Raw genomic sequence first — 18,090 nt, 5'->3', positions numbered from 1 at the left:
CGCCGCCAAGCCAGGTAGGCGAGGTGATCATCCTCAACCGCGTCCCGCCAGCCCTTCTGACACCGAACCACCCACAGCAATGTCGCGAACGCCGCCACGTCGCGGGCATAACCGAACTGTGCAGTCCCGTGGGGGCCCTTCTGCCGGTGGCGGGGGTGTCGGCAGAAAGGCCCGCACGCGTGCGTGGCCCCTCCGCGGCCGTCAGGACGATGTGATGGGTTCGGCATCGCTGATGGCCGGCGCCTCCTCGGAGGTGGGCTGCGCGGTCCTGCGGCGCGTGCTGAGCGTGACCAGCAGGGAGGCGGCCGTCAGCGCCACGCCGAGCCAGACGGCGCTCTTCAAGCCGAAGCCGTCGACGAAGAGTCCGCCGAGCAACGCCCCGAGCGCGATCGAGGTGTTGTACCCCAGCGTGTTGATCGACATGGCGGCCTCGAAGGTGTCGGGAGCGGCGGACAGCATGAGGTTGATCTGGCACAGGTTCGCCGCCCCGAACGAGAGTCCCCACAGGACCACCGTGATCAGCAGACCGGCCTTCGTATTGCCGATGGTGAGGAGCAGCAGCAACGAGGCCAGGATGCCGGTGCAGGCGGCGATGAAGGTGGCCCTCAGGTTCCTGTTGACGGCGTATCCAGCGGCGAAGTTGCCGACCATCCCTCCCATGCCGTAGACCACCAGCACGACGGTGATGAAGCCGGCCGAGGCGGACGAGTGGTGCTCCGCGTAGGGCCGGATGAAGGTGTACGCCCCGAAGTGGCCGAGGACGTAAAGGACCACCGCGTAGGTCACCAACCGTAGCCGGGGGTTCTTCAGCGGGAGGTTGAAGACCTCGCGGACCGAGACCGCGTTCTCCGACGGCAGCGAGGGCACCACCATGGCGACAGCGGCGAAGACCACCGCGCTCAGGCAGCTCCAGATGAGGAACGTGGTCCGCCAACTGGTAAGGCTGACGAGGTACGTTCCGAGTGGAATGCCCAGGACCGTGGCGATCGAGATGCCGGACAGTGCGACAGCGGCCGCCTTGTTCGCCTGGCGCTCGGGGACCAGGCGCATGGCCATGCTGATGCCGATGGCCCAGAACACGCCGTTGGCGAAGCCCATGATGAGCCGTGTGCCCAGGATCAGGGGGAAGTTCGGCGCGAGGCCGGTGATCAGGTTTCCCACAGCCAGGATCGCCAGGAGCGTCGACAGCAGTACGCGCCGGTTGACGCGCCGGGTCCATGCCACGATGAACGGCACACCCAACCCGGCGGAGACGCCGTACAGCGTGACCATCAGGCCGGCGACGCCCTCCGCGATGTTCAGGCTCTTGCTCACTGGTGTGAGCAGACCGACAGGCATCAACTCGGTGGTGACGAAGGTGAACAGACTTGCCGTGATGACACAAACACCCAACCACGAGCGGAAGGCCGAGGGCTGGGGCTCATCGAGTGTGGACATTTCAACTCTCTTGTTCCTCTGCGCCTCACGGCGGCAGAGTCGGATGTCACTTGAAGCGCTCGGTGGTCGCGTCGGTCACTCCGGGCGCGATACCGGCGATGCCGGCTCGGCAGCCGCGAGGTCGTCGCCGTCAGCGGGATCGGTGCGGTGTTCCTCGGGGTGGGCCCCTCGCGTCCTGGCCTGCCTGGGCTGCGCGAGTATCACGGCGGCGATGATCACCAGGATTCCGACCAGTTGCAGAAGTGACAGCCTCTGGCCTTTGAACACGTATCCGAGGAGGGTTGCGACGATCGGACTGCCCAGGGCGAGAAAGGAGACCGCCAGTGCCGGCAGTCGCTCGATGCCGCGGAACCAGACGACATAGCTCAGAACAGCGCCCACGAGCATCAGATAGGTGAAGCCGAGGGTATTGGTCCAGGTGATCCTTTCCGGCAGCCCCTCGACGAACAGCGCGAACGGCACGGACACCAGCCCGCCCGCGGTCAACTGCCAGCCGGTGAAGGGCAGCAGGCCCACGCCCTCAGGGCGTCCCCAGAACTTGGTGAAGGTGATGCCGGTGGCCATGCAGGTCGCCGCGGCCAGTGCCGCCGCCACACCGACGAGGTTGATGGTGGCAGATCCCTTGAACACGAGCAGGGCGACACCACCCGCGCCGAACAGGCAGGCCACGACGTTCGGGCGCCGGATCCGGTCGCCCATGAGCAAAGCCGCCAGGACCAGGACGATCATCGGCTGCACGGCCATGATCATCGCCGCGACACCGCCCGGAAGGCGGTAGGCGGCAACGAACAGCAGGTAATTGAACGCGCCGATGTTGAGCGTTCCGAGCACCAGGACACGCCACAGCCATGTCCTGGTCGGCAGTGTGCGGGCGAAGGTCAGCAGGATCAGGCCCGCCGGAAGTGCCCGCAGGGTGGTGTCCAGCAGCGGGCGGCTCGGCGGCAGCCACTCGGTGGTCACCAGGTACGTGCTTCCCCAGACCGCCGGCGCCAGCGCTGTCACACCTGAGGTGAGGAGTTGCCGGTCGCTCTTCATGCCGCACCACCGTCCGCACTGACGTGCCGGTCGTCGGTGTCGCCGACACCGAGCAACTCAGGTGCATTCACGTTCGACAGACCCGGACGCGACAGGCCGCTCACGTGTGCTGACCGAAGATGGGCTCGCGGGTGCGGGCTCGTTTGACCTCGAAGAAGCCGTCGGTGCCCGCCACCGCGAGGACGCCGTCCCACAGGCGGCCGGCGGCTTCGCCGCGGGGGCTGGGGGAGATGACCGGGCCGAAGAACGCGACGGTCCCACCACCGGGGCCGGGAACGTGGATAACCGGAGTGCCGACCTCGGTGCCCACCGGCTCCATACCGGCCTGGTGGCTGGCACGGAGCGCATTGTCGTAGTCGGCCGTGTCCGCCGCCTCGATGAGTTCCGCCGGCAGATCGGCGTCGGCGAGGGCGGCGAGCATCATCTCCCGGCCCAGCCCGGCCTTGTCGTGGTGAATCCGAGTACCCATGGCGTTGTAGAGCGGTAGCAGCACATCGGTGCCGAACCGCTGCTCGGCCGCGATGCAGACGCGCACCGGTCCCCACCCCTCGACCATGGCCTCCTGGTACTTCTCCGGCACCTCCCGCCCCTCGTTGAGCACCGACAGGCTCATCACGTGGAACCGCGCTCGAACGGGCCGTACCCGTTCGACCTCCAGCAGCCAGCGGGACGTGATCCACGCCCAGGGACAGCGCGGATCGACCCACATGTCGGCGACGGTCGTCGACTGCTGCCCGGGTGGACTGGTGCTCATGGTTGGACGCCCTCTCGGCTGGGATCCGGTGGATCCGATGAGGTCCGGCCGTTACCCGATTACTCGGGTCCGGACTTTCCGTGCCGCTGATGCCAGCAGGCACATCGCTCAGTCTCGGCTCATGTCCATCAATGAGTCCAACACATGGTTGTCACACCATCGATCTCGGTTCACGATGGATGGATGGAGCTTCAGCAGATGCGCTACGTGGTCGCCGTCGCCGAGACGAGCAACTTCACCCGGGCCGCCGAACGGTGCCTGGTGGTCCAGTCGGCACTCAGCCACCAGATCGCGCGCCTGGAACGGGAGCTCGGCGCCCGGCTGTTCGACCGGACCAGCAGGCGGGTCCGGCTGACGCCGGCCGGCGAGGCGTTCGTCCCGGTGGCCCGTCAGTGCCTGGAGGCCGCCGAGCGCGCGGCCAGCGAGGTCGCCGCGGCTGTCGGCGAGATCCGCGGACGGCTTGCCGTGGGCCTCATCCCCACCGTCGCTGCAGTCGACATCCCCGCCGTCCTGCGTGACTTCCGCCAGCAGTACCCGCACGTGCGCATCAACCTGCGGGTGGGCGCGAGCGACGAACTGGTCGAGCAGGTCAAGGAAGGGATCATCGAGGTGGCCTTCCTCGGACTGCCGACCACCGCGCGGCTGCACGGCGTCAACGCCCGTGAATTGGCGCGGGACCGGCTCGTCGCCGTGATCCCGCCGGACCATCCCCTCGCCGAGGAGCCGGCAGTCGACCTGCGCAGGCTCTCCTCCGAGGTGTTCGTGGACCTGCCGGCCAAGACGGCCGGGCGCGTCCAGTCCGACCTGGCCTTCTCGGCCGCCGGCCTCAGCCGTGACGTCGCCTTCGAGGTGACCACTTCGGACTTCATGGCCCGCTTGATCGCGCAGGGCCTGTGCATCGCCATGCTCCCCTCCACCTACGTCCCCCAGCTCACCGGCCTCACCACCATCGAGGTCACCGACGCACCGACCCGCATCGAATACATCATCTGGAGCCGCGACAGCACCTCGCCTGCTGCGGCCGCATTCCTCGACATCCTGAAGATTCCGGCGACCGGCACGCAATGACGGCTCACACGACGGTGACCTGCCGGGCTCGGGGTGCAATCACCGGGGCGGGTGGGGTTGTTGGGGGAGTGGGCCTGTTGACTGCCGGCGTTGTGGCTGGGGGCCATCCGGGAAGCCGCGGGGCGAGCGGCGGGCGGCTGCCCTGCGGGCCGCGGCCGGGGCCGGGGCGCGGACTCGGGCGGGGCGTGGGCCGGGGGCCAGGCTCGATCGACGGCCGCGTCGCGGATCCCCGTGGGGTCGGTGATCTTGTTGATGATCGGTCCGATGCCGGGCGGCGCGGCGGGGCTGTCGTAGTCCTGGATCAGGTGAATGACCGAGTCGGTCTTCCGGTCGTACGCGAGCTGGGAGATCTTCGCCTGTGCGTACTCCTTGGCGCAGGCCGGACACCGCGGCAAGTGAAACGAGCAGGTTAGCCTGCTTACGCGCCGGCCGTCTCGGTGTACTCGCGCCGGAACCTGGCCGGAGGTACGCCGCACGCAGAGGTGAAGGCGGTGTAGAAGCGACTACCGGAGCCGAAGCCGGCCGCCGACGCCACACGGGCGATCGGCAGGTCGGTCGTGATCAGCAGGCGGCGAGCCTCGGCCAAGCGGCAGCGGGTCAGGTAGTCACCGACCGTGGTGCGCAGTACTTTGCGGAACTGGCCCATGGCGTAGTTGGGGTGCAGTTGCGCCGCGGCAGCAATGTCGGCGACGCTGAGCGGCTCGCGGAAGCGCTCGGCGATATGGCGCGCCATGACGACGACCTGGCGGAGCGCGAGGTCGCCCCCGGCGTAGTGGTGTATCGGTTCGCCGGTGGCGGTCAGGGCCAGCCGACGCACCCGCGCCTCGACTTCGAGGATGGCGATGCGGTGGCGCTCGGCCGTACCGCTGGCCAGATCCTCGGCCCACTGGGCGAAGTTCGCGGCGTCGGTCGCCAGGGCAGTGGACGGCGTGGAGAGCAGGGGCACGCCCGACAGCACCCGGCCCGTCACCGCATCGGGCAGCCGCCAGCGCAGGAACTCCGAGAAGGGTACGTGGACCCAGTGGACGCGGGTCGCCGAGCTCGCCACGAGCTGGTGCGGCACGGCGGCCCAGAAGGCAGCCACGCTTCCCTGGCCGACCGCTACCGGCATCCCACCGAACTGGTAGAGCATCGTCCCGCCCTCGACGACGAGGTTGAGTTCCAGGTCGTCGTGCTGATGCGCGGCTCGCATCAAGGTCGGCCGGCCCGTCCAGCCGAGGAGGCTTGACGACATCGCCTCAGGATGTTTCTGAGAATTCAGGAAGTTCTCGCTAGTCATCGATGAAGACCTCGTGATCCTGGACTCATATCGTCGCAGGTAGCGGCGCGTCGGCTGCCCGCAGTCCGCGACCCACATCGACGAGCGTGACTATGAACCTGAAAAATGGAGTCTTACATGTTTTCTCTGGGAATTGTCGGGGCGGGGCAGTTCGCCGGCTCCTTCGCCAAGCTCTGGCAGCTGCACCCGGGTGTGGGTGACATCCTGGTCACCGACCTGGTGCCTGAGCGCTCCGAGAGGCTCGTCGCAGAGTACGACCTCGCAGGGACGCTGCCGTCGTTCGAGGCGATGCTCGACTCCGACCTCGACGCCGTAGCGATCTTCACCCAACGCTGGACGCACGGCCCGCTCGTCGTCCAGGCACTCCGTGCGCAGAAGCACGTCTATTCGGCGGTGCCGATGGGGGTGACCGAGGAGGAGATCGCGGCCATCATCGAGGCGGTACGGCAGACGGGGCTGACGTACATGATGGGCGAGACCAGCCAGTATCACCCGGCCACCGTCTACGCCCGTCAGAGGATCGCAGAGGGCTCCTTCGGCCGGCTCTTCTACGCCGAGGGTGACTACGTCCACGACATGGACCACGGTTTCTACGACGCCTACAAGTTCAGCGGCGGCGAGAACTGGAAGGCCACAGCCAGCTACCCTCCGCTCCTCTACCCGACTCATGCCATCGGCGGGGTCCTCGGCGCCTGGCAGACGCACGCCACGAGTGTCAGCGCGATCGGTGTCCGCGACGACCGCGGTGACGGCGTCTTCGACCGCGAGGTCAGCCAGTTCGATAACGACGTCTCCAACGCCACCGCGCTGTTCGAGGTGGCCGGCGGCGGCTCGTTCCGCACCAACGAGTTCCGCAGGGTCGGATACGTCAGCGGTCGGGAGACGCGGCTCCGGTTCTTCGGGACCGAGGGGTGCATGGAACAGCTGGCAACGGTCAGCTTCTGGCAGGACAGGGAGGGGATCGAAGAGATCACGGACCTGCTGCTGCCGAGGCCGACGCTCTCCTCGGAAGACCCCGCGCTCGCCCACGTCGCTCCGGCCCTTCGAGGAGCCTTCACCTCGGGCACGGCGCCGGTGCATGACACGTCCCGGCTCCCGCGCGAGTTCGCCCATGCCCACAACGGTCACGAAGGCAGCCACCACTTCCTGGCCGACGACTTCGTGACAGCCGTCAACAATCGGACGCTTCCCCCGGTCAACGCCTGGACCGCGGCCCGCTACACCCTCCCCGGGATCGTCGCCCACAAGTCCACCCTGCAAGGCGGGGCCCGGCTGGAGATCCCGGACTTCGGTGAGGCCCCGGGCAGTTCATGATCCGAGCCCGGTGCGCTGCGAGGGCATCCCGCTCCAAGGACACACCCGGGTAACCGGACACGGCCGCTCAGAGATCCGCGGCAAAGGGCTCGCCGGGTGGGCCAGCCGGCGAGCCCCTTGCCACGGGTCTCGGAGCGGCAAGGGGCTCTACCGTCACCGAGGTCATCGCCGAACTTTGGCACCGGGTTCGGGTCGGTATCCCTTGAATACGGGCCCTGGAGCCGAGCGTCATGTGGGGGAGCGGGGGTGAACAGGCCTCGCGAACCCCTGAGCAACCAGGGTGGGGAAAATCAAGGCTGTGGCGGAAATTCGTGACGGTCACCGGCTGCTGCGTGCCGCCAGCCGTAGCTCCCCCGAGGGCATGAGGTCGAGCACAACGGCGTCCAGGACGCTCCCGAGTGCTGGGAAGTCCTTGGGGAGCGGGTGCTCTGAGCTGCCTGTGAGGTTCACGAAGTCGATGAAAGCAGGGACTTCGGGGTCGGGAGCGACTAAAGAGACTTCGACGCCGAAGCGTCCTCGGTGGCCGGTCACCCGGCATCGGACTGCTTGCTTCGGACGGAAGCCGCTGCGGCTCCACAGGTTGTCATTGCCCCTCACAACCGGTCAGCCCAGGCAGTTATCGAGATGGAAGGCAGCCGTCACGGTGACTGGGCAAGAACGAGGGTCCGCAAGAGGGCGATAGACGCTCGGGGCAGGCGCACCGATGCGACCTACGACGGCCTCGTCAGGCTGCCGTACCCCTGGTCAGCGGCGACGACACCACGGGTCCCACCATCACCCAAAACGTGGGGGGACCGCCTTCCTCACGATGCGCGGCTACCCGCCGGTGACACCGCTGAAGTCCAGCCCACCGCCCTCCGGCCGGCTCAGTTGTAGTGGTGCTCAGGCGGCGGGGTGCTCGTGCAGGTCAGCGGTCCGTGCGCCGGTACGATCCGTTCCACGGAGCCGGGGTTCATATGGACCGAGGCCAGCTGCGCGGCGTTGAGGTAGCCGATGAACAGCTGCTTCCCGGCCGGCATAGCGGCCGGGGTGAAGATGAACGTCACCTTGCCGTCGCTGTCCCTCCTGCTCTTCACGACGTTCGTGACGCCGGGGCCGGACCCGCTGGGACTGAGCGTCCCGTCGTCGTGCGGGCCCTTGCAGAACACGCCCTCCTTGATCAGGACCGGGAATCCCGCCCTGCGCAGCGCCTGCTCCAGGCCCGCGTGGTCGCTGAAGTAGGCGGCCTTGTCCCAGGTGACGACCAGGGTGCCGTCCGTCTTGGTGTCGATGGTGTAGGCGGCGGTCTGGACGTGCACCGCGCCCGCGCCCGTGCTGTCGCCGCTCGACGGCGGTGCCGTCGAGGGGTTGCTCAGCGTGGGCACCGCGATCGCGAGGGCCACGGCGGACGCTGCGGTGGCCGTGCCCACCAGGCGGCGCCGGTGGCGACGGGCCCTGCCCGCCGCTTCGATCCGCTCCACCGGCGTGGACATGGTGATGTCGTCGAGGGAATCCCTCAGTGCGTCGAGCACCTCGTGCTCGCTCATGGTCGGACCTCCTGGTCGTGGGTGGCACCGTCGTGAGGGGTGCCGTCGTGGGTGGTGCCGTCATCGACGGTGACGAGCTGCGCGCGCAACGCCGACACGGCTCGCGACAGATGAGCGGTCACGGTGCCCTCCGCGATCCCCAGCACCTTGGCCGTGGCCCTGGTGTCCAGATCGAGGAAGACCCGTAGCGCGATCACTTCCCGCTGCCGCTGCGGCAGTTGACGCAACACGGCGAGCAGAGCGGGGTCCAGGCCGGGCTCGGCTTCCCGCGGATCAGGCACATCGGGCGGGCCGTCCTCCAGCCCGACCTCCTTGCGTCTGCGTCTCCACCACGACACCCGGGTGTTCAGCGCCGTACGCACGATCCACGCACGCGGCGCCGGATGCCGGCTGACCTTCGGCCAGGATGCCCAGGCCCGGGTGAACGCCTCGGCCACCAGATCCTCGGCGAGCTGCCGATCCCCGACACTCACCAGCACAGCCCGCAGGCAGACGTCCCGCCCGGCCCGGTAGAACTCCTTGAACTCCATCTGCTCCACACCCCCTACACGCCGCAGGCCCCCCGCACACTTACCTCCCCCGCGCCGCGTCCTCGGGTGCGGCAGCCGACCAGGGCCCGCCTGATCGACCGCATCGGAAAGCGGCCGGCCCCACTCGCCGCTTGACCGCAGTCCGCGCCCACCACGCCCCAGAAGCAGCACGCGCGCGTTGACAACTGCCGCCGCGGCGCCGTCTGGCGTGAAGACGACCAGGATTCGACAATCGTCGGGCTCGCGCTGGGATCGTACCGACATTCATCCGATGACCAAGCCGTGCCACCGGCCGTAGAGTCCCCGTCGTTGACCCCGTCTGGTCGATGCCCCGGGATGCGATTCGTGAGGACGTGCGGTTCCATCAACCAGCCCTGAAAGGGACCAAGTAGGGCCTCAAGCTCCTGTGATCTCTGTCGGTCGGTACTGCAGCAGGCTGGGCCGCGGAAACGAGTAGCGGCTGAAGAAGTACGGCTGAGCCGAGATCTGCCTGATGAAGAGTTCACGGTCTGGTTTTGCATGCACCCCGTAGGAGAGGTGTACATGTCTCATTCCCCCTCTGCGCGGCTGTCACGCCGCAGGTCCCATCCGGTGGCGTCGGCCACGGCGGTCGGACGCGTCTGGGCGCTGATCGTGTCGCTCGCCGTCGCAGCGCTCACGGTGATCGCTGCGCCGACAGCGGCCACCGCCTCCACCCGTCCCGCCACCTCCGCCACCTCCGCCACGAGTCCTGTTCCGACGACGAAGGCGACCAGCCCCGCTTCGCCTGGCCGGCACCCCACCCATCAGGTGTGCGGCGCGCCGTCGAGAGCCGGTGAGATGTCTTGCTTTGCCATGGTCCGCACGGATGTTGTCGCGGCGAAGGGTCTCCAGGCTGATGCCGTTCCTTCCGGTTTCGGTCCGGCCGACCTTCAGAGCGCGTACAACCTGCCCGCTGCCGGCCCCACGGAGACGGTCGCCATCGTCGACGGGTACGACAACCCGAACGCCGAGGCCGACCTGGCCGTCTACCGCCAGCAGTACGGGCTTCCGGCGTGCACCACGGCCAATGGCTGCTTCAAGAAGATCGACCAGCGCGGTGGCACGAGCTATCCGCCGGCCAACTCCGGGTGGGCCTCGGAGATCGCGCTGGACATCGACATGGTCAGCGCGACATGCCCGAGCTGCAAGATCCTGCTGGTCGAGGCCGACGACCCCACCCTCAACAACCTCGGTGCGGCCGTCAACCAGGCGGTCGCCCAGGGCGCCAGGTACGTCTCCAACAGCTGGGGCAGTATCGAGTCTTCCAGCGAGATGCAGAACGAAGCGTTCTTCAACCACCCCGGTGTCGCGATCACCGCTGCCACCGGTGACAGCGGTTACCGCGTCGCATACCCGGCTGCGTCGCGGTACGTGACGGCGGTCGGGGGTACGTCACTGGTCAAGGACACCTCCACCGCCCGTGGTTGGACCGAGAGCGCATGGAAGTTGGCGGGCAGCGGCTGCTCGAGGTACGTGCCCAAGCCGTCGTTCCAGCAGGACACCGGCTGTGCGAACCGTACGACCGCCGATGTGTCCGCGATCGCGGACCCGAACACCGGTGTCGCGGTCTACAACGGCGGCTGGCAGGTCTACGGCGGCACCAGCGCGTCCGCCCCGATCATCGCCTCGGTCTACGCGCTGGCCGGGACGCCGACGGCCGGTACGGCGCCCAACTCCTATCCATATGCCCAGCCGTCCGCGCTGAATGACGTGACGTCGGGAAGCAACGGCGGCTGCACCCCTGGGTACCTGTGCAACGCAGGGCCGGGCTATGACGGGCCGACCGGGCTCGGCACCCCGCACGGGCTCGCCGCGTTCCGCCCCGTGCCCTCCGGGCCGCACGGCACTGTTGCGGGTACGGTGACCGACGCCACGGCTCCGCTGGCGGGGGCCGAGGTCACCGTGGGCGACGTCACCGCTTTGACGGACGGGCAGGGGCGCTACACCCTGACCGTGCCACCGGGAACCCACGACATCAGCGCGAGCAAGTTCGGGTTCGGCGCCAGGACCGTTTCGGGTGTCGCGATCGCCGATGGGCAGACGGTGACCGAGGACTTCGTGCTGACCGCGAAGTCGCGCGTCGACATCACCGGTGCAGTGCATGACGGTTCGGGTCACGGCTGGCCGCTGTACGCCACCGTGCGGGTCAAGGACGAGCCGACGGCGGTCGCCTACACCGACCCCAAGACGGGGAAGTACACGCTCAGCGTGCCCGTCTCCGGCACCTACACCCTGCAGGTCGACCCGATGTATCCGGGCTACCAGCGGGACTCCCGGGATGTGCAGGTGGGTTCGGCGGACGTGAAGCATGACGTCGACGTGCAGGTCGACCCGATGAGTTGCACTGCCGCCGGGTACGGCTTCCACTACCACGGCGCCACCGAGTCCTTCGACGGCACCACCGCGCCGGCGGGCTGGACCGTCGACGACAAGATCGGCAACGGCCAGACCTGGGCGTTCGACAACCCCCACCATCGCCCCAACAGGACCGGCGGGTCCGGCGGCTTCGCCATCCTCGACAGCGACTACTACGGTAGTGCCAGTTCTCAGGACAGCTCGCTGATCAGCCCGCTCATGGACTTCAGCCGGCAAGCCCAGCCGGTCCTGACCTCCCACTCCGACTACTACGGCATCGTGTCCCAGACCGGGGACGTCGATCTCAGCGTTGACGGCGGTCAGACGTGGAAGACCCTCTGGCACCACGGCGGCGACAGAGCCTGGGGGCCGCGGACCGAGGTCGTGGACCTGTCCCAGGCCGCCGGCAAGGCCGGCGTCCAGGTGAGGTTCCACTTCACCGCCAACTGGGGGATGTGGTGGCAGGTCGACGACGTCCTTCTCGGTAACCGGACGTGCGACGCGGTACCGGGCGGCCTGATCGTCGGCCGGGTGACCGACAAGAACACCGGGGCCGGGATCAACGGCGCCTCGGTGACGTCGGCCGACGACCCCACCGAGAAGACGACCTCTGCGGCGACACCGAACGACCCGAACCTGGCCGACGGCTTCTACTGGATGTTCTCCTCGCGCGCCGGGGAGCACACGTTGTCCGCCGCGGTGGGGCACTACTACAGCCCGCAGGACATCACGGTCAGCGTGGCCCCGGACCAGGCAGCGGACGGCACGTTCGCCCTGCCCGCGCCCCGGATCGCGGTCAGCCCGGCCCAGCTCGGCAAGACCGTCGACTGGCAGGGCCAGGCCGGCTCCGCCCTGACCCTGAAGAACACCGGAACCGCACCGCTGACCGCCAAGATCGGTGAGTGGCCGGGCGCCAACCAGCCTGCAGCGGCGCAGCAGGGCGCTCCGCTGCAGGAAGTGAAGGGACATTACAGTCCCCTGCCGTTCCAGCCCGGCAGGACCACGCAGACACCGACCGCCAAGCCGTCGGCGACGCCGTACTCGGCGCCATGGACGACGGTGGCCGACTACCCCATAGAGATCATGGACAACGCTGTGGCGACCCTCGGCGGCAAGGTCTACTCGGTCGGCGGATTCGACGGCACCAACTACGTCGACAAGGCGTACGTTTACGACCCGGAAGGCCAGGCGTGGAGTGCCTTGCCGAAACTGAGCGTCGCCCGGGAGGCGCCCGAGGCGGCCGCCTACGGCGGGAAGCTCTATGTCTTCGGCGGCTGGGCCCCGGATGGGACCGCGGTGGCCAAGACCGAGATCTACGACCCGCGGACGGGCGCCTGGTCCACCGGCGCCGACAACCCGAAACCGTACGACGGCGCCGGCGTGGCCGTGCTGGGCGGCAAGATCTACATCGTCGGTGGCTGCCTGGGCGGCGACTGCGCCAAGACGGATGTGCAGGTCTACGATCCGGCGGCGAACTCCTGGAGTTCGGGCCCGGCGTATCCGGAGCGGATCGCGTGGCTCGGCTGCGGTGCCATCGAGGACAAGCTGTACTGCGCGGGCGGGTGGAATGGCCTCGGCAGCACGCACGCCTACAGCTACGATCCGGCGTCCGCCGCATGGACTCCGGTCGCTGACCTGCCGATCGACCTGTGGGGGATGGGCTATTCGGTGTCAGCAGGCAAGCTCCTCGTCTCCGGTGGCGTGACCGACCACAACAGCGTGCTCACCAACCAGGGCTTCGCCTACGATCCGGAAGCCGATGTCTGGGCCGCGCTGCCCAATTCCAACAACACTCTCTTCCGCAGCGGCTCCGCCTGCGGCTTCTACAAGATCGGCGGTACCGCCGGAAACAACTACGGTTCCAAGAAGGCGGAGCTGTTGCCCGGTTATGACCAGTGCGCCGCCACGGGCGATGTCCCCTGGCTCTCACTGGACAAGACCGAGGTGACGATCCAGCCGGGCGAGAGCGTCGACGTCAACGCGAGTTTCAACGCGAGCATCGCCGATATCACCCAGCCGGGCACGTTCGCCGCGCAACTCACGATCGGCGCGAGGACCCCGTACGGGGCGGTCCCCTCGGTGCCGGTGGCGCTCACGGTGAACCCCCCGAAGACCTGGGGAAAGATCACCGGCACGGTCACCGGGGTCGGCTGCACCGGTACGTCGGCGCCACTGCCCGCAGCCACCGTGGAGATCACCTCGAATACGGCGAGCTACCCGCTGAAGACTGACCGGAACGGTCAGTACGCGTACTGGCTCGACGTCAGGAACAACCCGCTCACGGTGACCGCGTCCAAGGACGGCTGGGCGCCGCAGACCCGACCGGTCGAGATCAAACCGGGCAAGGCGGCCACGGCCGATTTCCCGCTCAACCTGATCTGCAGCTGATCTGCAATTGATCTGACGCTCTGTGCGGGCCGGGCACGGCCCCGGCCCGCACAGCGGTCGAAGAAGTACGGCTGAGCCGAGATCTGCCTGATGAAGAATTCACGGTCTGGTTTTGCATGCACCCCGTAGGAGAGGTGTACATGTCTCATTCCCCCTCTGCGCGGCCGGCACGCCGCAGGTCCCATCCGGTCCCGTTTGCCACGGCGGTCGGACGGGCCTGGGCGCTGATCGTGTCGCTCGCCGTCGCAGCGCTCACGGTGATCGCTGCGCCGACCGCGGCCACCGCCTCCACCGGTCCCGCCACCTCCGCCACCTCAGCCACGAGTCCTGTTCCGGCGACGAGGGCGACCAGCCCCGTCTCGCCTGGCCGGCACCCCACCCATCAGGTGTGCGGCACGCCGTCGAGAGCCGGCGAGATGTCCTGCCTGTCCATGGTCCGCACGGATGTTGTCGCAGCGAAGGGTCTCCAGGCTGATGCCGTTCCTTCCGGTTTCGGTCCGGCCGACCTTCAGAGCGCGTACAACCTGCCCGCTGCCGGCCCTACGGAGACGGTCGCCATCGTCGACGGGTACGACAACCCGAACGCCGAAGCCGACCTGGCCGTCTACCGCCAGCAGTACGGGCTTCCGGCGTGCACCACGGCCAATGGCTGCTTCAAGAAGATCGACCAGCGCGGCGGCACGAGCTATCCGCCGGCCAACTCCGGGTGGGCTGGGGAGATCGCGCTGGACATCGACATGGTCAGCGCGATATGCCCGACCTGCAAGATCCTGCTGGTCGAGGCCGACGACAGCTACCTGCCCAACCTCGGCGCGGCCGTGAACCAGGCGGTTGCCCAGGGCGCCAGGTACGTCTCCAACAGTTACGGCAGCAGCGAGGGTTCTGGCCAGACCCAGTTCGACGACGCCTACTTCAACCACCCCGGTGTCGCGATCACCGTCAGCAGCGGCGACTCCGGTTATGGGGTGGAGTATCCAGCCGCGTCGCAGTACGTGACGGCGGTCGGTGGCACCTCACTGGTCAAGGACACCTCCACCACCCGCGGCTGGGCCGAGAGCGCATGGAGTGGTGCGGGCAGTGGCTGCTCCGCCTTCTCACCCAAGCCGTCGTTCCAGCAGGACACCGGCTGCGCGCTTCGTACGGTCGCCGATGTGTCCGCGGTCGCGGACCCGAACACCGGTGTCGCGGTCTACAACGGCGGCTGGAAGGTCTTCGGCGGCACCAGCGTGTCCGCCCCGATCATCGCCTCGGTCTACGCATTGGCCGGGACGCCGGCGGCCGGTACGGCGCCGAACTCCTACCCGTATGCCCAGCCGTCCGCGCTGAATGACGTGACGTCCGGAAGCAACGGCGGCTGCACCCCTGGGTACCTGTGCAACGCAGGGCCGGGGTATGACGGGCCGACCGGGCTCGGCACCCCGAACGGGCTCGCCGCGTTCCGCTCCCAGCCGCACGGCACTGTCAGCGGAACTGTCACCGACGGCACCGCTCCACTGGCGGAGGCCGAGGTCACCGTGGGCGACGTCACGGCCATGACGGACGGGCAGGGGCACTACACCCTGACCGCGCCACCGGGAACCCACGACATCAGCGCGAGCAAGTTCGGGTACGACACCAGGACCGTTTCGGGTGTCGCGATCGCCGACGGGCAGACGGTGACCGAGGACTTCGTGCTGACCGCGAAGTCGCGCGTCGACATCACCGGTGCAGTGCATGACGGTTCGGGTCACGGCTGGCCGCTGTACGCCACCGTGCGGGTCAAGGACGAGCCGACGGCGGTCGCCTACACCGACCCCAAGACGGGGAAGTACACGCTCAGCGTGCCCGTCTCCGGCACCTACACCCTGCAGGTCGACCCGATGTACCCGGGCTACCAGCAGGAATCTCAGGATGTGCAGGTGGGTTCGGCGGACGTGACACATGACGTCAACCCGCCGGTCGACGAGACGACCTGCAGCGCGGCCGGGTACGGCCCCCACTCCGACGGCACCACCGTGTCGTTCGACGGCGGCACCAGGCCGGCGGGCTGGACCACGGACGACAGGCTGGGCAACGGCCAGACCTGGGTGTTCGACGATCCTGGCAAGCGTGGCAACACCACCGGTGGGTCCGGTGGTTTCGCCATTATCGACAGTGCGGCATACGGCACCGGAAAGGCGCAGGACAGCTCGCTGATCAGCCCGGTCATGGACTTCAGCCGGCGGACCCACCCGGCCCTGACCTTCCGCACCGACTACAACGGCTACTCGGGCCAGACCGGGGACGTCGATCTCAGCCTCGACGGCGGCCAGACGTGGACCAACGCTTGGCACCACGCCGGCGACAGCGCCCGGGGGCAGCGGACCGAGATCGTGAACCTCTCCCGGGCCGCCGGCCAGGCCAACGTCCGGGTGAGGTTCCACTTCACCGCCCACTACGGCCTCTGGTGGCAGGTCGACGACGTCTTTCTCGGCGACCGCACATGTGAGCCGACGCCGGGTGGCCTGGTCGTCGGCCGGGTGACCGACAAGAACACCGGTGCCGGGATCAACGGCGCCACGGTGACGTCGGCCGACAATCCCGCGGAAACGACCACCTCGGTGGCGACACCGAACGACCCGAACCTGGACGACGGCTTCTACGAGGTGTTCTCTTCACTCACCGGCGAGCACACGTTCTCCGCCACGGCGGGGAACGCTTACAGCGCACAGGACGCCACCGTCGACGTGGCCTCGGACCAGGCAACGGACGGCGGCACGTTCTCGCTCCCGGCACCCCGGCTCGCGGTCGGCCAGGCCCAGCTCAGCACGACGGTCGGCTGGCAAGGCCAGGGCACCTCCACCCTGACCGTGAAGAACACCGGAACCGCCCCGGTGACCGCCGAGATCGGCAAGCAGCCGGGCGGCTATCAGCCCGCCGCGGCGCAGCAGGGTGCCAGGCCGCAGGGTGCTCCGCTGCAGGAGGTGAAGGGGAACTACAGTCCCCTGCGCTTCCGGCCCGGAAAGACCCCGCGGGCGGTCGCCAAGCCGTCGGTGACGCCGTACGCGGCGCCGTGGACGACGGTGGCCGACTACCCCGTGCCGATCATGGACAACAGCGTGGCGACCATCGGCGGCACGGTCTACTCGGTCGGCGGAACGAACGGCCAGTCAACTGTCAACAAGGCCTATGCCTACGACCCGGGCACCCAGGCGTGGAGCGCCTTGCCGAACCTGGGCGTCGCCCGGTCGGCCGCCCAGGCAGCCGCCTACGGGGGCAAGCTCTACGTCTTCGGCGGCTGGGACATCTCCGGGACCCCGACGGCCAAGACCGAGATCTACGATCCGGCGAGCCGTACCTGGTCCGCAGGCGCCGACATGCCGAAACCCTACGCCGGCGCCGCCGTGACCGTGCTGGGCGGCAAGATCTACGTCGTCGGCGGCTGCACGGACAGCGACTGCGGCAGGACGGACGTGCAGGCGTACGACCCGGCCTCGGACACCTGGAGTTCGGGCACGGCGTATCCGGAACCGATCTCCTGGCTCGGCTGCGGTGCCATCGCGGGCAAGCTGTACTGCGCGGGCGGGGCGACGGCGACCGGTGGCACCACCAAGCACGCCTACAGCTACGACCCGTCGTCCCATCGGTGGACCGCCGTTGCCGACCTGCCGATCGACCTGTGGGGGATGGGTTACTCGGCGGCAGACGGCACGTTCCTCATGTCCGGCGGCGTGACCAACGGCACCAGCACGCTCACCAACCAGGGCTTCGGCTACGACCCGGGTTCCGACACCTGGACCGCGCTGCCCAACTCCAACAACACCGTTTACCGCGGCGGCTCCGCCTGCGGCTTCTACAGGATCGGAGGTTCCAGCGGAGGGTTGGCCGCGGGCAGGAGTGCGGAGTTGCTGCCCGGCTATGAGCAGTGCACCGCGATCCCCTGGCTCTCGGTGGACAAGACCGAGGTGACGATCCAGCCGGGCAAGAGCGTCGACGTCAACGCGAGTTTCAACGCGAATGTCGCCGATATCACCCAACCGGGCACGTTCACTGCGGAGTTCACGGTCAGCGCGCAGACCCCGTACGGGGCGGTCCCCCCGGTGCCGGTGGCGCTCACGGTGAACCCGCCCAAGACCTGGGGAAAGATCACCGGCACGGTCACCGGGGTCGGCTGCACCGGCATCTCGGCGCCACTGCCCGGAGCCGCCGTGCAGATCACCTCGAAGACGGCGAGCTACACCCTGCGGACCGACCGGAACGGTCAGTACGTGCTCTGGCTCGACGTCAGCAACAACCCGCTCAGGGTGATCGCGGCCAAGGACGGCTGGGCGTCGCAGACCCAATCAGTGAAGATCAAGCAGAGCATGGCGAACACCGTCGACTTCTCTCTCCGACCCGACCACGCTTGCACCTGATGTGACGCTT

At 68.4% G+C, this 18,090-nt stretch carries 10 protein-coding genes; 4 read left to right on the top strand and 6 right to left on the bottom strand.

Going from position 1 to position 18,090, the window contains the following annotated elements:
• Window positions 1–201 precede the first annotated feature (201 nt).
• From ACH4TG_RS08570 to ACH4TG_RS08560, 3 genes are all read right to left on the bottom strand, one after another.
• Window positions 202–1,437: an MFS transporter gene (locus ACH4TG_RS08570; RefSeq protein ID WP_398241422.1), complete on the bottom strand. Its 1,236-nt coding sequence runs from the start codon at window positions 1,435–1,437 to the stop codon at window positions 202–204.
• A gap of 75 nt (window positions 1,438–1,512) precedes the next feature.
• A complete protein-coding gene (locus ACH4TG_RS08565) occupies window positions 1,513–2,472 on the bottom strand; it encodes an EamA family transporter (RefSeq protein ID WP_398241421.1) in 960 nt (319 codons plus the stop codon).
• 100 nt (window positions 2,473–2,572) lie between these two features.
• A complete protein-coding gene (locus ACH4TG_RS08560) occupies window positions 2,573–3,226 on the bottom strand; it encodes a disulfide bond formation protein DsbA (RefSeq protein ID WP_398241420.1) in 654 nt (217 codons plus the stop codon).
• A 183-nt stretch (window positions 3,227–3,409) separates the two neighbouring features.
• Between ACH4TG_RS08560 and ACH4TG_RS08555 the strand changes: the two genes are divergently transcribed.
• Entirely contained in the window at window positions 3,410–4,294 is an 885-nt protein-coding gene (locus tag ACH4TG_RS08555; protein ID WP_398241419.1) for a LysR family transcriptional regulator, read from the top strand.
• Window positions 4,295–4,712: 418 nt separating this feature from the next.
• Here ACH4TG_RS08555 and ACH4TG_RS08550 read toward each other — a convergent pair whose 3' ends face one another.
• Window positions 4,713–5,528 (bottom strand): helix-turn-helix domain-containing protein, encoded by an 816-nt coding sequence (locus ACH4TG_RS08550; RefSeq protein WP_398241418.1) that lies wholly within the window; start codon window positions 5,526–5,528, stop codon window positions 4,713–4,715.
• 162 nt (window positions 5,529–5,690) lie between these two features.
• Between ACH4TG_RS08550 and ACH4TG_RS08545 the strand changes: the two genes are divergently transcribed.
• Window positions 5,691–6,887, top strand: coding sequence for a Gfo/Idh/MocA family protein (locus ACH4TG_RS08545; RefSeq protein ID WP_398241417.1), 1,197 nt, complete (start codon window positions 5,691–5,693; stop codon window positions 6,885–6,887).
• A gap of 866 nt (window positions 6,888–7,753) precedes the next feature.
• On the opposite strand, the gene ACH4TG_RS08540 is transcribed toward ACH4TG_RS08545, so the two are convergent.
• On the bottom strand, window positions 7,754–8,413 hold the full coding sequence (locus tag ACH4TG_RS08540) for a hypothetical protein (protein ID WP_398241416.1): 660 nt from the start codon (window positions 8,411–8,413) through the stop codon (window positions 7,754–7,756).
• Window positions 8,410–8,943: a SigE family RNA polymerase sigma factor gene (locus ACH4TG_RS08535; RefSeq protein WP_398241415.1), complete on the bottom strand. Its 534-nt coding sequence runs from the start codon at window positions 8,941–8,943 to the stop codon at window positions 8,410–8,412. The genes ACH4TG_RS08540 and ACH4TG_RS08535 overlap by 4 nt, the downstream gene beginning before the upstream one ends.
• 834 nt (window positions 8,944–9,777) lie before the next feature.
• Here ACH4TG_RS08535 and ACH4TG_RS08530 point away from each other — a divergent pair.
• Complete coding sequence (locus ACH4TG_RS08530) at window positions 9,778–13,707, top strand: carboxypeptidase regulatory-like domain-containing protein (protein WP_398241414.1); 3,930 nt, start codon at window positions 9,778–9,780, stop codon at window positions 13,705–13,707.
• 416 nt (window positions 13,708–14,123) lie between these two features.
• Window positions 14,124–18,080 carry a carboxypeptidase regulatory-like domain-containing protein gene (locus tag ACH4TG_RS08525; RefSeq protein WP_398241413.1) on the top strand — a complete coding sequence of 1,319 codons (3,957 nt, stop codon included), beginning with the start codon at window positions 14,124–14,126 and terminating at the stop codon, window positions 18,078–18,080.
• Window positions 18,081–18,090 lie beyond the last annotated feature (10 nt).

This window comes from Streptomyces sp. NPDC020917 (genome assembly GCF_044333795.1).
Taxonomy (GTDB): Bacteria; Actinomycetota; Actinomycetes; order Streptomycetales; family Streptomycetaceae; genus Actinacidiphila.
This window is presented reverse-complemented; position numbering and strand designations above follow the sequence as displayed.

Coding starts and splice junctions, on each gene's coding strand:
- ACH4TG_RS08570 (WP_398241422.1), bottom strand. CDS start 1,437: ATGTCCACACTCGATGAGCCCCAGCCCTCGGCCTTCCGCTCGTGGTTG.
- ACH4TG_RS08565 (WP_398241421.1), bottom strand. CDS start 2,472: ATGAAGAGCGACCGGCAACTCCTCACCTCAGGTGTGACAGCGCTGGCG.
- ACH4TG_RS08560 (WP_398241420.1), bottom strand. CDS start 3,226: ATGAGCACCAGTCCACCCGGGCAGCAGTCGACGACCGTCGCCGACATG.
- ACH4TG_RS08555 (WP_398241419.1), top strand. CDS start 3,410: ATGGAGCTTCAGCAGATGCGCTACGTGGTCGCCGTCGCCGAGACGAGC.
- ACH4TG_RS08550 (WP_398241418.1), bottom strand. CDS start 5,528: ATGTCGTCAAGCCTCCTCGGCTGGACGGGCCGGCCGACCTTGATGCGA.
- ACH4TG_RS08545 (WP_398241417.1), top strand. CDS start 5,691: ATGTTTTCTCTGGGAATTGTCGGGGCGGGGCAGTTCGCCGGCTCCTTC.
- ACH4TG_RS08540 (WP_398241416.1), bottom strand. CDS start 8,413: ATGAGCGAGCACGAGGTGCTCGACGCACTGAGGGATTCCCTCGACGAC.
- ACH4TG_RS08535 (WP_398241415.1), bottom strand. CDS start 8,943: ATGGAGTTCAAGGAGTTCTACCGGGCCGGGCGGGACGTCTGCCTGCGG.
- ACH4TG_RS08530 (WP_398241414.1), top strand. CDS start 9,778: ATGGTCCGCACGGATGTTGTCGCGGCGAAGGGTCTCCAGGCTGATGCC.
- ACH4TG_RS08525 (WP_398241413.1), top strand. CDS start 14,124: ATGTCCTGCCTGTCCATGGTCCGCACGGATGTTGTCGCAGCGAAGGGT.